The organism is Nocardia sp. NPDC047038 (assembly GCF_040644075.1).
Lineage (GTDB): Bacteria > Actinomycetota > Actinomycetes > Mycobacteriales > Mycobacteriaceae > Nocardia > Nocardia sichangensis.
Genome location: NZ_JBEYVQ010000022.1, coordinates 8,933 through 22,362 on the forward strand (window position 1 = coordinate 8,933; position 13,430 = coordinate 22,362).

15 protein-coding genes and 1 pseudogene are annotated in these 13,430 nt (G+C 66.2%); 13 read left to right on the forward strand and 3 right to left on the reverse strand.

All coding sequences use genetic code 11. The features are described 5' to 3' along the window. Nucleotides 1-31 precede the first annotated feature (31 nt). The 5 genes and pseudogenes from ABZ824_RS35615 to ABZ824_RS35635 form a co-directional block, all read left to right on the forward strand. A pseudogene (locus ABZ824_RS35615) lies at nucleotides 32-580 on the forward strand (hypothetical protein); the annotation flags it as partial. A 102-nt stretch (nucleotides 581-682) separates the two neighbouring features. Then, nucleotides 683-1,537 (forward strand): hypothetical protein, encoded by an 855-nt coding sequence (locus tag ABZ824_RS35620; RefSeq protein ID WP_356968946.1) that lies wholly within the window; start codon nucleotides 683-685, stop codon nucleotides 1,535-1,537. 601 nt (nucleotides 1,538-2,138) lie between these two features. Further along, nucleotides 2,139-2,294 carry a hypothetical protein gene (locus tag ABZ824_RS35625; RefSeq protein ID WP_350910434.1) on the forward strand — a complete coding sequence of 52 codons (156 nt, stop codon included), beginning with the start codon at nucleotides 2,139-2,141 and terminating at the stop codon, nucleotides 2,292-2,294. Then, on the forward strand, nucleotides 2,291-2,686 hold the full coding sequence (locus ABZ824_RS35630; protein WP_356968782.1) for a hypothetical protein: 396 nt from the start codon (nucleotides 2,291-2,293) through the stop codon (nucleotides 2,684-2,686). Before ABZ824_RS35625 ends, ABZ824_RS35630 begins: the two co-directional genes overlap by 4 nt. A 336-nt stretch (nucleotides 2,687-3,022) precedes the next feature. Then, complete coding sequence (locus ABZ824_RS35635) at nucleotides 3,023-4,429, forward strand: selenium-binding protein SBP56-related protein (protein ID WP_356968784.1); 1,407 nt, start codon at nucleotides 3,023-3,025, stop codon at nucleotides 4,427-4,429. A gap of 3 nt (nucleotides 4,430-4,432) precedes the next feature. On the opposite strand, the gene ABZ824_RS35640 is transcribed toward ABZ824_RS35635, so the two are convergent. Beyond that, complete coding sequence (locus ABZ824_RS35640; protein ID WP_356968786.1) at nucleotides 4,433-4,828, reverse strand: hypothetical protein; 396 nt, start codon at nucleotides 4,826-4,828, stop codon at nucleotides 4,433-4,435. Between the two features lie 256 nt (nucleotides 4,829-5,084). Here ABZ824_RS35640 and ABZ824_RS35645 point away from each other — a divergent pair, with 256 nt between their 5' ends. The 4 genes from ABZ824_RS35645 to ABZ824_RS35660 all read left to right on the forward strand — a co-directional run bounded on the left by ABZ824_RS35645 (nucleotide 5,085) and on the right by ABZ824_RS35660 (nucleotide 8,998). Further along, on the forward strand, nucleotides 5,085-5,624 hold the full coding sequence (locus ABZ824_RS35645; protein ID WP_356968788.1) for a hypothetical protein: 540 nt from the start codon (nucleotides 5,085-5,087) through the stop codon (nucleotides 5,622-5,624). A gap of 907 nt (nucleotides 5,625-6,531) precedes the next feature. Further along, the gene (locus tag ABZ824_RS35650; RefSeq protein WP_356968789.1) at nucleotides 6,532-7,143 is read left to right on the forward strand and encodes a hypothetical protein; all 612 of its coding nucleotides are present in this window, start codon (nucleotides 6,532-6,534) and stop codon (nucleotides 7,141-7,143) included. Nucleotides 7,144-7,777: 634 nt separating this feature from the next. After that, nucleotides 7,778-8,269, forward strand: coding sequence for a DUF2199 domain-containing protein (locus ABZ824_RS35655; RefSeq protein ID WP_356968791.1), 492 nt, complete (start codon nucleotides 7,778-7,780; stop codon nucleotides 8,267-8,269). A 306-nt stretch (nucleotides 8,270-8,575) separates the two neighbouring features. Beyond that, complete coding sequence (locus ABZ824_RS35660; RefSeq protein WP_356968793.1) at nucleotides 8,576-8,998, forward strand: hypothetical protein; 423 nt, start codon at nucleotides 8,576-8,578, stop codon at nucleotides 8,996-8,998. Between the two features lie 449 nt (nucleotides 8,999-9,447). On the opposite strand, the gene ABZ824_RS35665 is transcribed toward ABZ824_RS35660, so the two are convergent. Beyond that, complete coding sequence (locus ABZ824_RS35665; RefSeq protein ID WP_356968794.1) at nucleotides 9,448-9,963, reverse strand: hypothetical protein; 516 nt, start codon at nucleotides 9,961-9,963, stop codon at nucleotides 9,448-9,450. 278 nt (nucleotides 9,964-10,241) lie between these two features. Between ABZ824_RS35665 and ABZ824_RS35670 the strand changes: the two genes are divergently transcribed. From ABZ824_RS35670 to ABZ824_RS35685, 4 genes are all read left to right on the forward strand, one after another. Continuing rightward, nucleotides 10,242-10,475 (forward strand): hypothetical protein, encoded by a 234-nt coding sequence (locus ABZ824_RS35670; RefSeq protein ID WP_356968796.1) that lies wholly within the window; start codon nucleotides 10,242-10,244, stop codon nucleotides 10,473-10,475. A gap of 63 nt (nucleotides 10,476-10,538) precedes the next feature. Next, nucleotides 10,539-11,216 carry a hypothetical protein gene (locus tag ABZ824_RS35675; RefSeq protein WP_356968798.1) on the forward strand — a complete coding sequence of 226 codons (678 nt, stop codon included), beginning with the start codon at nucleotides 10,539-10,541 and terminating at the stop codon, nucleotides 11,214-11,216. Next, the gene (locus ABZ824_RS35680) at nucleotides 11,213-11,497 is read left to right on the forward strand and encodes a hypothetical protein (RefSeq protein WP_356968800.1); all 285 of its coding nucleotides are present in this window, start codon (nucleotides 11,213-11,215) and stop codon (nucleotides 11,495-11,497) included. Before ABZ824_RS35675 ends, ABZ824_RS35680 begins: the two co-directional genes overlap by 4 nt. Before the next feature lie 74 nt (nucleotides 11,498-11,571). Beyond that, nucleotides 11,572-12,114, forward strand: a complete 543-nt coding sequence (locus ABZ824_RS35685; RefSeq protein ID WP_356968802.1) for a hypothetical protein — start codon at nucleotides 11,572-11,574, stop codon at nucleotides 12,112-12,114. An 81-nt stretch (nucleotides 12,115-12,195) separates the two neighbouring features. On the opposite strand, the gene ABZ824_RS35690 is transcribed toward ABZ824_RS35685, so the two are convergent. Further along, entirely contained in the window at nucleotides 12,196-13,191 is a 996-nt protein-coding gene (locus ABZ824_RS35690; protein ID WP_356968804.1) for a tyrosine-type recombinase/integrase, read from the reverse strand. Nucleotides 13,192-13,430: the final 239 nt, after the last annotated feature.

The window sequence follows — 13,430 nt, forward strand, 5'->3', positions numbered from 1 at the left end:
ACGGCCCGTGGTGGTGAGCGGAAGCGACGATATGACCCTGCGAGTGTGGGACCTCGCCACGGGAGCCCCGGTCGGTGACCCGTTGACCGGCCATACAGGACCGGTCAAAGCGGTCGTTGCCGCGGACGTCGGCGGTCGGCCCGTGGTGGTGAGCGGAAGCGACGATATGACCCTGCGAGTGTGGGACCTCGCCACGGGAGCCCCGGTCGGTGACCCGTTGACCGGCCATACCGGCGGTATTTCCGCAGTGGCGGCCGCTACCGTAGGCAATCGCACGGCGGTATGCAGTGGAAGTTACGACGGCACAGTGCGAGTCTGGGACTCCGGTACCGGTACCGCCATCGGCGCACCGTCGCCGCGTCACGCGGGCGGTGTCTCCGCAGTGGTGGTCGCTGCCATAGGCGGTCACTGTGCGGTTTTCAGTGGGGGTTCCGACGGCACGATACGAATATGGGACCCTGCCACCGGTAGGGCGATGGGGGAGCCATTGACCGGCCACAGCAATCGAGTTTCGGCAGTAGCTGTCGCCGCCGAGGGCGACCGCGCAGCAGTGATCAGCGGGGGTTGGGACGGCACAGTGCGAGTCTGGGACCCCGCCCCCGCCTACCTTCCTCGCGGCCCGCGCAGTGGCCATTCCGGTGCGGTCAGGGCCGTCGCCGTCGGGATACTGGAGGGCCTGCCCATGCTGGTCAGCGGCGACGACAAGGGCGTCGTTCAGGTGTGTGACCTCGCGACCGGCAACCCAGTCGGTGCCTCGTTCATCGGCCACACCTGTCCGGTGCGGGCGCTCGCGGTGGGAATGTTGGAAGGCCCGCACCGCACCGCAGTGATCAGCGGCGACGACCAGGGCGTCGTTCGGGTCATCGACCTGGCGACCGGCAGCCCAGTTGGTGCTCCGTTCACCGTAGGCAATCCACCGGTCAGAGCGGTCGCTATCGCAGTCAGTAACGGCCGCCCGACGGCGATCACTGGCAACGACAAAGGCGAGTTCGAAATGTGCGATCTGGCGACTGGATATCAGTTGGAAATCGACGGCACCATTCCGTTCCCGAATATCTTTGTCGGGGCGGTGGCCATCGGTGAACATGCCGGTCGGCCGATCGCGGTGACCAGCGACCACAACGGGGTGGTTCGAGTGCGGGATCCGGTTACCGGCGCCCGAGTCGGCGCTCCACCAGCTGGCGGCACCAGATCAATGACAGCGGTCACTGTCGGGATGGTCGAGGGCCGCTCCGCGGTGATCGGCGGCGATGACGAAGGTGTCGTGAGGATATGGGACCTGGCTACCGGTGTCGCTGCCAGCAATCCGCTCGTGGGCCACACCGACGAAATCCGAGCAGTATCAGTCGGTGCACTCAACGGCCACTCGGTCGTAGTCAGCGGGAGCCGCGATTGCACAGTTCGAGTGTGGGATGCAGCGACCGGCGAATGTCGGCAAGTTATCCGGCTCGGCGTGACCATCTCATCAGTGACAAAGCCTCTGAACAATCTGGTAGCTATCGGCCATAGCTCCGGAGTGACTACCCTCCGCTTCTGACACCCTGCTGGCTGCAATAAGCACTCTGAACTTGCTCCGGTATTCCGGACACCGATGGTGCGGCGAGATACTCGCCTTCAAAAGGAGTCTGGATACACCTGAGCCGTCGGCGTCAGCCCTTTCGAATCCGTGCCTCAGCGGCGTGAGCTCCGCGCTGCGCCGTGGGTTCGCACCTCTCGAATATCGCACGTTCGAATATTGCGTAGCCGCCACTCACCGTCCCGGTAAACGTCCCGCCAAGTTGGCGCCACGACAGGAGCCACCAGCGCCGGTTGCCGCTTGCACCGCACGCCGTTGTGCAACGGCCGGGCACTTTCGACATCCTCCGAACCCACGCCACGCCGCATCGGCGCCCCACCGCCTCGCGCTGAGGTAGATCCGCTCGGCAGTCGTGGCGCGCAGTGCGCGCCTGTCGGCGACTCCTGACAGCGGTAGCACATTGCCCGTCGACCGCCACGCATGGGCGCGCAGCGTGCCCGCTGGCCTCAATTCCGACCTGAGGCGCGGCGCAGGCGACGCGGCCTTGAGCTGGCTTCTACACGCTGCCCGGACGTCGTCCTGCAACTCCCGCAGCGGACGCCCGCCTCGTATGATGTGCAACATGAGCGAGCAGGCGGTCGCAAACTGGGACAAGCAGGTGGAGCAGTGGCGCCGCGACAACGGAGCGCCAACACCTGACCAGATCACCGAAGCCGAGGCTCTGGTGGACGCATTCATGAAGCGTCAGGCCCGCCGCGAAGCCCGCCACGCGGCGTGACCTACGCCGCCAGTGCGGCAGTCGGCTTCATCATCGACGCGACCGCAATCGCTCAAGCCCGCTCTAGCATCTTCCTTCAAACCCTGATCCGGACGAACCTCGCTCAGGATCGCCGCATCGTCATTCCCGCCACAGCGCTTCTGCAAGCAGCCAGCACCGGCCGCATCACCGCAGAAGAACTCAATCACCGCGGAATCACAATCGTCGCGCTCACCGAAGCCATCATCGACGATATCGCCGCGATCATGAGCAGCGCCGCCACGCCCGTGCAGCAGCACATTGCCCATGCCGCCTACGAATCCCGTGAAACGGGGTTCTACCCGATCGTCACCGCCGAAGCCTCGGCCTACAGCAGCCTGCCATTTCCGCTCGATCTCGAGCCGCTGCCTTGAAGTGCTGACGGCCGAAGCGACGTGTAAGCACCGCCAGAGCCTCACCAACTTCTGCCGAATCGAGGCGTGACGGGAGCATGGCTGTTCCGAGGACCCCGCGACCGGTCGTGATCGACGTTATCGCTTCGAGTCGCTAGTGGCGGCGCGCCGTTATCGGGAGCTGAGAACGACTTACAGTCGCCGGCGGCAGCTGGTCGATCTGCGTCGATAGGCCGAGACTGGTTACTGCCTGCCCGCGACATCTCGGCACGCGACCACCTGGGTCGCGCCGACCTGGAAACCGCTGGATCGGGCGAGGTGCGTGGGTCTCCGCCATCGGCAGGAAGGAGGCTGGAAATGAATCACTCGGACTTGGACCCGACCTTCTATCGGAGCGCAGCGGAGGCGGCGGCCGCGCCACCGGAGCGGCTCGCATACGTTGTTGCGTTCGACCGCGCGGCACAGAAGCCAGATGCGCTGTCAGTAATCGATGTGGATCCGGGCTCGGCTACCTACGGCCGGGTGGTGGGCTGGACCGAGGTACCCCACCTGGGCAACGAGCTGCACCATTTCGGCTGGAACGCCTGCAGCAGCGCGCTGAAGCACGAGGGGCACCGGATGGAGGGTCTGGCTCGGCGGTACCTGATCGTGCCGGGTCTGCGCTCGTCGCGCCTGTACGTGTTCGACACCCAGCCCGACCCACGCCGGCCCACCCTGTCCAAGATCGTGGACAGCTCCGAGCTCGCGGCCAAGGCCGGCTACTCCCGTCCACACACGCTGCACTGCGGGCCGGACGGTGTGTTCATGACCTGCCTCGGCGGGGCAGACGGATCGGACGGGCCGGGCGGGATCGCGCTGCTCGATCACGGCACGTTCGATGTGCTGCGGCAATGGGAGACCGACCGTGGGCCGCAATACCTGGCGTACGACGCCTGGTGGCATCTCAATCAGAACACGCTGATCAGCAGCGAGTGGGGCACCCCAGCCATGATCGAGGACGGGCTGAACCCGGAGCTGCTGCTGGCCAACAAGTACGGCCACGCGATCCACTTCTGGGACCTCAGCGCCGGTCGGCACCAGCAGCGGATCGATCTCGGCGAGCAATACCAGATGGCACTCGAGCTGCGCCCGTCGCACGATCCGGACGCCGCTTGGGGGTTCGTCGGCGTGGTGATCTCGACCGAGGATCTGTCGGCCTCCGTGTGGCGTTGGCACCGCGATGGCGGCGTGTGGGCGGTCGACAAGGTGATCACCATCCCGGCCGAGCCAGCCGATCCCGACCTGCTGCCGCCGGCACTGAAACCGTTCGGCGCGGTGCCGCCGCTGGTCACCGACATCGACCTGTCGGTCGACGACGCATACCTCTACGTCTCGTGCTGGGGTACCGGGGAGCTGAAACAGTTCGACGTGCGCGATCCGGCTGACCCGAAAGAGACCGGGTCGGTCCGGCTCGGCGGGATCGTAGGCCGCACCGCCCACCCGGCCGCGCCGAACCAGCCGCTTGCCGGCGGCCCCCAGATGGTCGAGATCAGCCGTAACGGCCGACGCGTCTACCTCACCAACTCGCTCTATGGCGCATGGGACGACCAGTTCTACCCGGATGGGGTTGGCGCCTGGATGGCCGTGATGCGCATCCATCCCGACGGCGGAATGACCATCGACGAGTCGTTCTTCCCGCACGACGAGGACTTTCGAGGTCTGCGGGTGCACCAGGTGCGCCTCCAGGGCGGCGACGCCTCCTCCGACTCCTACTGCTACCAGTAGTTACTATGTGCCACTGCCACGTTCGGCATCCCACCGATCCAGCAGTGCGGGCAGCTCCGTGCCTATCCATACGAAGAATTCGTGCATATCCCCCACTCGCGCGGTGTCCTCGCCGTTCGTGTCGTCGAACAGTGCCATGCGCAACTGCTCGGCGACCCCCACAGCAGCCCCAGACGCGTCACAGGCGCGCATGCCGGGCCCGCTGCGCTGCGGCCGGGCGGATATACCCGCCGCGCGCAGGCCCCGGACCTTGCCGAGATCCGGCTTGGACCTGCCTTTCAGATAGACCACTTCGGCCAGTTCCCGCCCCTCCAGCAGCAGATCCTGCGCGAAGGTATTGCGCAGCACTTCCGGAGACAAGGCCGAAGGCAGGCCCGCTGACACGCCGATCTCGTACATGATCTCACCAACACGTCGTGGTGAAATCCGTGCCGAAGGAAGAAAGTTCTTGTCCACCTGTCCTTGCGGCGGCTCTCGCGAGGCATCCACCTCTGATGAGAATGGCTCTGAAATGCGAGGAGGAAATCGACTCGGCGGCAGCGTGGCTCGCGCGTAGTCTGGGTTCCCGGATCCATAAACCCCGGGAGTACCAATGCAGCCCGCTACCTGCTGCCCGGCCTGCGGCAGCACCTACGCTGTTTACAGCCTGCGGGCTGTGAACCAGCAAGGCACCGGCACGATCGAAACCCACAGCACCCACACCGGTATCGGTATCACCTCCACCGGTGCCCTGCTGCCGGTTACGGGCACGACATCGACTCTCGCGGTGCTCAGCACCGGCTTGGCGGCACAGACGGCCCCTGTACCGGCGCCGCGGTCCACCGCCGGGCCGATTGTTTTCGCGTTGGTAGCGCTCATCGCGCTCATGCTGGTCTTCCCGCTGGTCGGTCTCATGCTCGCGGAAGAAGCACGTCACGGCGGCGATGTGGCTGTGAAGGCAGGAATCTGTTCGGCGGTATTCGGCCTGCCCGTGGTCGTGGGTTTCGCGGCCGCCGCAGTGCGTGCACGAAGCAACCGGCGCATCAGCCGCGGTAGGCCGACCGCACTGGGGGTGTGGCACAACAGCTGGTATTGCGGGCGGTGCGGCGGCTGCTTCGTGCCGGAGACGAAATGGCCGGACATACTGCCTGCCCGTCAGCTCCTGGCTCCTCGGGACTACCAGCTGCGCCTGTGGCGCGTCGCCGGTTTCCGCTGATTCACTTACGACACCGTGAGGCTTCGTTGCGGCTCGCTCACCGCCGCGAGACCGCGACTGAGGCATCGCTGGGCGAACCGCTTCGCCGGTGGCCTGTCAGCTGATCAGTGGCCAGGGCCGGCGCTGGAGTCTTGACCGTCGCGGCGCGCTCGATGGGCGGTTTACGGCAGCGGTGACCAGGTCGGCCCACTGCGTGTCGAGGGGCTCGGACCTGTGACCATGCCGCGTGCATCCGGTCATGCCCTCACTCGTCGCGTAAGGGCACGAACAAGGGCGGCTCGGTCATCGTGCTGCTCTACCGCCATGCTGCATCTCCGCCTCGCCCGACTACAGCGCCGCGCCGAGGTTTGCGCGCCAGCATCTGCGGGCGCCGCGTACGACTGTTCAACTCGCACTTCCCCCGCTCACCACATGTGGTTGCGGTAGTTCGCCGCAGCGGAGCCGAGATCGACACGCACCAACTTCGGCGCGCCCCGCTAGAACTGATCAACGCCGGTCTGCATCGACGTGGGGGTGCGAACCTCCTGGCATGCCCGCCAAGCAACCTGCATGGGTTGGGCGGCTTGTCCAGGAACAGCCAGCGATGAGGTTCATGTCGGGCTGAACTCCGGTGAACACCGGCTGCACCTTCGGTGGCATGCAGCGACATCCGGATATCGGGCACGTCGGCAGGCGACACCGAGCATCCCTTTGGTGTCGCCGCCGAATACGTCTTCAATGATGCGCGGGACGCTGCCGGGATCGAGCTGCCGCGGGGCGCTTGCTGGACACTCGTTGTCCGGACAGCCGATCATCTCGCCCGCGCCGTCGAGCGCGCCCGGACAATCGCTACCGCAGTGCGAACCGCCGCCGCTACGCTACGGCTGATGCGCCGTGGCACCATCACGACCACCCCGAGGAGTCCGTTGTGACCACCGCCGACCACACCACCGGCCTGCCCCCTGGTTGGAGTATTCGCATCACCCCCGACAGCGATGCCTGCACCGTGGCGTTGGTCGACGACGACGGCATCGACCGCCTGTCGACCCTCCACCCCCACCACGACCGTGGTCGCGATGGCGAGCAGATCACCGTGCGCCGCCTGACCGACATCGCCGATCCCGCCCTGCGCTCATGTGCCGACGATCTGGTGACCCGTCACCGCGACCGGCTCACCACCGGCGCGCAGACCTTCCTGGCCTTTCGCCGGACCATCGGCCCCATCGACCACCTCACCCAGCGCTTGGACTCGACGATCGCAGGCCTGCGCACCGAGGTCTATCTCGACCTCGACACCCTCAGTGTCGTCACCAACCTGCGCGCCACCTTGCAGGCCACCGGCCCGGTGCGCAGCCTGATCACGACGTGGCTCACCGAAACCGGCCGCGGTGATCAGTTGCCCGCCGGCGTCACCACCGAACTCGACGAGGACGATCCAGCGCTCACCGTGACCCTCGACCAGCCGCAGGCCGAAGCATTCTTCACCTGGTACACCGCCTACACCGAACCCGAAACCTGCACGCACACGGCCGCGTCCTAGAACCGGACGCGCGATGTCGGCCCGAGCAACCAGCGTGACCGGCGTGACTGCACCCGAGCCGAGCGCGAACTGGTTTCGCTGATCCGCAAGTTCCAGGGCAAATGTCCGCTACCAGGACGACAGGGCAACGGTGCGGGAGCCCGCGAACTGGTGATTGAACCACAGTCTCCTCTAGTGGCTGGCTGCCGCCGACGGCGCGGTCACAGTGTCGGTGTACCGGCGATTGCTCCGCGATGGCGTTCGCCCGGGAATTCGCGGCCGGGATCAACGACACCGGATGGTGCAAGCCGACTTCCAGCGCAGCGAGACCGATACCGCCGCGATCCTCGCCGCCGCCGCACCGACGAGTCCGCGCAGTACAGCATCGCCACACGCACCGGCGGCTGGAGCCGGATGCACTACCCGACCCGTCGAATCACGCCCCGACTGATCGAGGAAGCGAAATGACCACCAACCCAGCGTCATTCGAGCCGCGGGTGCAGCCCGGCGACATCGCCATGCTGCTCCGCCAGACCAATGACTCCGGAGCATCCCCGATCGTGGCCAAGGACGCCATCCTCGCCGCCCTCCTGGCTCCCTCACACCACCCGCCAGGCCGTCGCAGCCACGACCCCGAGTCACTGATACTGGTGGCGTGTCTACTGACAGATGCCCCGACTGTGGACGTGTGCTCGACGAGCACGACCGCCACCGAAAATTCAGGCTGCCGGAGCCGGTGTTGCACGCATCCCAGCCGGTGCCCGCCCCGGATGTGTGGAGGAGTGGCTCGGATTACGGGGATTCGGAGTTGCTTCAGGTGCAGCAGATCGGAACGTTCGCACGCGCGACACTGCCGGTCGAGCTGACCGGCGGTTACCGCCTCACCTTCGGAGTCTGGCTGCTGGTTCATCCCGCCGCATTCCCCTCGATCTGCGAAACCTGGTGGAGCCCTGGCTATCGTGAGCTGCGCATCGAAGGCTACCTGGCGAACGAGATCCCGCCGTGGGGAATGCTGGCATCACCGGTCGAGGCGATCGTGAAAGACCCCACCCAACTCCCGGTGTGCGTAGCATCAACGGATGCGCTGCTGGCTCGAGTGTTGCAGCAGCAGTGGCCGCACGACGTCGTGTTGGATTCGATCCCCTGAACCCCATCAGCAGTCCGGTGCTGTACGTTCGCTGTGATCGCGGGACCCCGTGTCGTACCGCGCTGGTGCTGTCGCCGGTCTGTAGGCCGCCGCAAGCAACACGGCGCCGATAAACCTCCAGCACGTCGCACCGTCGACATTCACCCGATGCACCATCCGGTGTGTGGTTCCATCGGCGATCTGTGACATCACCCATCGGTGGAAGCTGACGTCGCCTCGGATCTGAGGATTCTCGTATCGGTGAATTTCGACGTCATGATGTTGGTGGCGCATGGTGTTCGGCTGCCGTAGTGCACAATCGGGCGTATGGCACGATCTCTGCCCGAGGGCGAATCGCTTCTGGTGCGTACGGACTTCACCGACGACGCGGCGTGGGCCCAAACCCTCGCGGCGGTCATCGCGTCCTACGACGAAGACATGATGTCAGAGCTGACACCCGTCGACGACGTGACCTTCGACGGGCTGAACCCCGCCGACCTGGGTGATCTGGTTGATGGCCAGACCTATGTGTTCCTCGCCGACACCACCACGATGACCGACCCCGAGCACCCACTGCTCGTGGTCGATACCAGCGACGAGGATCTCCGAGGGGACGGCGACCCGGTGTTCCGGATCGCGCCGCGCGCGATGGCCGAGGTCGAGGCCAACTTCCTCCTCGCCAGCGTGAATTTCGAGGAATACGCCGCCAGCGTCGACGACGACGGTGTTTACCGCGGCTTCGATCGGTGAACGCCACCGGCGCTCATGACCGGCCGCAGGTCCATCCCCCTGGAGCTATGGATGGACGACTTACCTCCCCACTGCACGACCGTGGGCCAGTACCGGCCGCCCCCAGCTGCATGTACTTCCAGCGTTGGGCAACCGGCCGCCACCGGTAACAGCCAGGTACAGGCTCACCGATGCAGCCTCTACCCGGCACTCTGGTGACGTCGGATTTCACCGATCGGATCGGTCGGTCTGATGCCTGGCGCCGACGGCATTCACCGATAAACGACGTCAGCATTCGCAGGCATAACCAAGTGTGACCGAGCCGCTGCCGAAGCCCGTCGATCAACGACCTCATCGTTCACCCATCCAGCCACCACAGCGTCGGATGCCGCGTTGACGGTCATGGCCAGCCGGGAGTGCTCGCTCGCTCGACCGCTGTCTGCTCACTCCGCCGCGGTGCAGGGCGAGACTTACCGGTCGGCGACACCGAGCATCGTGTAGTAGGCCGTCGGAAGTTTCTGCAGTGTCTGCGGATTGAAACCGACCGGCGCGTGCACCTGGAACCGGAAGGTCGTATCCAGGCCGGTCTCGGGGTCGGTGGCCACCAGCGCCACCGGCTGCGTCCACACCCTGGTGATCTCCGCGGGGTCAGCGTCTACCAGCAGCGGTTTCAGGGCAGGGTTCTCCGCGGCGCACGAGCACAACAGTTGGAAGGCGCGTTTGGTGCCTGAGTCACGCTCTTGCGCGTCGAGGTACCAGAGCAGCAATTGCCGCGCGCTGTCGCTCCAGTTCGGTATCCGTTGCGCCGCCGGATCCAGAAACACCCACTCGATGAGGTTCATCCCCGGCCGAAGCCCGGTGAACACCTGGCTCCACCACCGGTTGCACACCGCCACATCCCAATCCAGCGTCAGGTTCGCGGCAGGCCCTCCGAACACCTCGACCATGCGAGCGTTGTGAATATCGGGCACATGAGCTGGAAACATCGGCGATCCTTCACTGTCGCTTCCCCATAGAGATCCACCCGCATCCCGCCACCAGCATGCCACCACTCCCCCAGCCTCTGCTCTACCCCGGGTAGCCACAACCCCAAGGCCGGCATACCGCACCGACAGCAAACGGCCCCCGCAACAAACCCACATTCGTGCACCCGGCCTTCAGCCCACCCGCTCAGCCAAGTGGCGAGAAGCCGCCGCGGGACGCTCGCCGCGCCGCTGCCCCGGCACCGCAGCCGCGCCATCCCAACCTCTGGAAGGAGTCTGCGATGCCGACCTATGACCCTGCACAATTCGCGCGACTCATCGCGCACCTGCACGCGATGGGGACCTTCACCGACGACACCGTCACGGCCCTGGCCGCCGCCATGAACCTGCGCCCTGACGAGCTCACCGAACTCATCGACCACGCCGACACGCTTTCGAACACGGTGCCCACCCAGCTGAATAACATCGCCAGTGCAAAGAGCTACCGCGGTCACGGCGCCACGGTGAGCGACTAGCGAGCGAGCCCCTCGCCGCTGCCCCCACCCGCCCACCAGCAGTCCACGGCATCGGAGCCGCCGATGCCGCGGCTGCCGTCGCCACCGCAGCCCCAGCCGCCGCAGCCCGTCGAGATCCGCATCGACCACACCGCGCTTGCCTACTGCCTACACAACGCCGCCTGGCTTCCAACGGTACCGACCACCACCCGCGACTGGAACCTGCGCTGGCGCAGAACCACTCGACGCATCATCGACGAACTCGTCACCCACGGCGGCGTCTTCGCAGCCAACCTCCCCAGCGATCTGCCGGTCACCGTGCGCTACGACGACCTCACCGACCCCGTCGGGGTCCAGGTGTGGGCGCAGACAGGGCCCGACGACACCCCGGGGGGCGTGCGCCTGGCCACCGTCGAATATTCAAGCGGCCTGCACTACGCAGCCGACACCACCATCCAAGCCGAAGCCGTCAACGGCTTCCTCACCGACCTCCTTTGCCGCCGCAACGACGACCTGCGCGCGGTGCTCGCGGCCCTCACACCGCACCACCGGCCGCTGCCGACGCCGATGACGCGCAGTAAATCGAACTGGTGGTGGCCCGCGATCCCGACGCCCCTACCAGCAGGTCGTGGAATACCCCATCGACCCGGCCGAGGCGCCGGCAACCACACCCTCGCCCATGCCTTACCCGCTGCCCGCGCACGCCTGCGCGAACCGCGCAACCGCTACCCCCCCCCCCCCCCCCCCGAGGACACCAATTGACCACCCATCCCACCTGCGCAGCCACCCTCGCTGCCGCTGTCACCGACTACTACGAAGTCGCCGAAGGCTTCTTCTCCAACGACGAAGAACACGCCGCCGGAATCGAACTGGCGCGGTGCGCCGAATGGCTGCTGGACACCCGCGCTGTCCGCATCGCAGACCACTTCGCCCGCACCGGACTGCGTGCCCGCGCTTTCGCCCTCCGAACCCGCGCAGCCGCTGCCGCCGTAGCGCGCCGGCCGCGGCGAGCCACCACCATCACCTCCAGGAGCCTGCCCTGATCACCGTCGACGCCGACACCGGCCTGCCCACCGGCTGGAGAGTCCGCATCACACCGGCATGTGACATGCACACCGTGACCTTGATCGACGCCGACGGCATCAACCGTCAATGGACCGTGCGCCGCGGCGCGAACAATCAACGCGGCGGCGAAGAGATCACGGTGCGCCGCCTCGCCGACATCACCGACCCCGCCTTCGGCGAATGCGCCCGCGAGCTGGTCACCCGCCACCGCGACCAACTCGTCACCGCGGCAGCGACTTTCGACGCCTTCTGCCGCACCGTCGGCGACATCGATCACCTCACCCGGCACCTGGACACAACCTTTCCCGGGCTCAGCACCCACCTCCATGTCGACCACACCACCCTCAGCGTCGTCGCCACGCTCACCACCACCGCACAGGCGACCGGTGCGGTGTGCAGCCTCATCACGGCATGGCTCACCGACACCGGCCGCGCCGCTCGGCTACCCAACGGCGTCACCGTGGACCTCGAACCGGACGATCTCGCGTTGACGGCGACCTTCAATCAAGCGCACGCCGAAGCGTTCTTCACCTGGTACAGCACAACCCGGGAAACCGCCGGCACCGTGGCGCGAAAGCAACGAGCCCGACAGTGACGAAGACTCGTCCTACGTCACCGATAGAACGCGGTGCCGAAGGACAGCCACAATCATCCGCTTCCGAGGTAGCCGAGCCTGTCAGAACTCCATACGCAACTGCTCCACCGCGCCCGCAGCCCCAGACCGGCCACCCGCGGGCCTACGACGCTGCGGGCCGGCGGGAACACTCGCCGCGCGCAGGGCTCGCACCTTGTCACGATCCGGCTTGGAGCGGCCCATCAGATAGGCGACCTCAGCCAGTTCACGACCCTCGAGCAGAAGATCCTGCTCGAAGGTGTTGCGCAGCACCCCCGGAGACAAGGCCGACGCCAAGCCCGCCGCCGCACCGATCTCGGCCACGATCTCCCCGACCCGTCGTGGTGAAAGCCTCCGACCGCTATGGCCGAGGAAGAACGCTGTGCCCTTCCTGCGGCCCAATACCTTTCGCCGGGCGGCCGCCCACGTCAGCTGAACCCGGCGTGTCCCCGCCTCCAACGGAATAACCCGATCCGTGTCACCCGGGCCGGGCGCACGCACCCAACCGGAAACAGCGTCGAGGTGAATGTCGTCTTCATCGAGGTTGGCCAGCTCTTCGCGTCGCAGACCGGTTTTCAACAGCAGCACGAACACCGCGTAGTCGCGCGGGGACCGGGTGGCCGCCTCATCCAGACACCGGCTGCGCTGCCAAGCAGTCAACGTCGCTGGCACACCCCAGATCACGCTCACCGCCGCCACCTGCGGTTTCCCCAACCCCCGCCAGGTGTAATAGGAATCCAGCGCCGCCAGCGACACATTGTGCGTGGAGCTGGCCAGACCCCGCTCGACATCGAGGTGAGTAAGGTACGCCGCCACGGCGCGGTCGCGGCCGGTCTGCGAACTCAGCGCATCGAGATACTCCGCGCCCGCCGCCTTCAGCCACCCCAGATACGCCCCCGTCCGCTCCAGGTATGTTGTCTGCGACGCCGACGCCAACATACTCGCCGCAAGCCAGCGACGAAACAACTCCTTCTCCTCCGCCCAACCACCATCACTGCCCGGCTGCTCACCGAACACGCCACCGTCACGAAAATCAGCCGCAGCGACCCCACCAGTCACCGGCCATCACCTCCTCGCCGTCCTTGCCAAGGATCGCAGGCACCACCGACAAAACCCGGCATCCATTAGTGGCGAAAATTGTTTCTGGCGCCGCTACTAATTGGTGCCGAATTCTCCGGCCCAGGAACAATATTTCGAACCAAGATCCGCAGCGCGATGAACCAGAGAGCTACCCAGCGAACTCACCCATCATGGCGTCGGCGAGTCACGTCCCGCGTGACACGAATGCGGTTGGTCGG

What these genes read in the sequence shown, in the direction of transcription:
- ABZ824_RS35640 (WP_356968786.1), bottom strand. Translation starts at nt 4,828, where the DNA reads ATGTACGAGATCGGCGTGTCAGCGGGCCTGCCTTCGGCCTTGTCTCCG.
- ABZ824_RS35675 (WP_356968798.1), top strand. Translation starts at nt 10,539, where the DNA reads ATGCCGCGGCTGCCGTCGCCACCGCAGCCCCAGCCGCCGCAGCCCGTC.
- ABZ824_RS35665 (WP_356968794.1), bottom strand. Translation starts at nt 9,963, where the DNA reads ATGTTTCCAGCTCATGTGCCCGATATTCACAACGCTCGCATGGTCGAG.
- ABZ824_RS35635 (WP_356968784.1), top strand. Translation starts at nt 3,023, where the DNA reads ATGAATCACTCGGACTTGGACCCGACCTTCTATCGGAGCGCAGCGGAG.
- ABZ824_RS35670 (WP_356968796.1), top strand. Translation starts at nt 10,242, where the DNA reads ATGCCGACCTATGACCCTGCACAATTCGCGCGACTCATCGCGCACCTG.
- ABZ824_RS35660 (WP_356968793.1), top strand. Translation starts at nt 8,576, where the DNA reads ATGGCACGATCTCTGCCCGAGGGCGAATCGCTTCTGGTGCGTACGGAC.
- ABZ824_RS35620 (WP_356968946.1), top strand. Translation starts at nt 683, where the DNA reads ATGCTGGTCAGCGGCGACGACAAGGGCGTCGTTCAGGTGTGTGACCTC.
- ABZ824_RS35625 (WP_350910434.1), top strand. Translation starts at nt 2,139, where the DNA reads ATGAGCGAGCAGGCGGTCGCAAACTGGGACAAGCAGGTGGAGCAGTGG.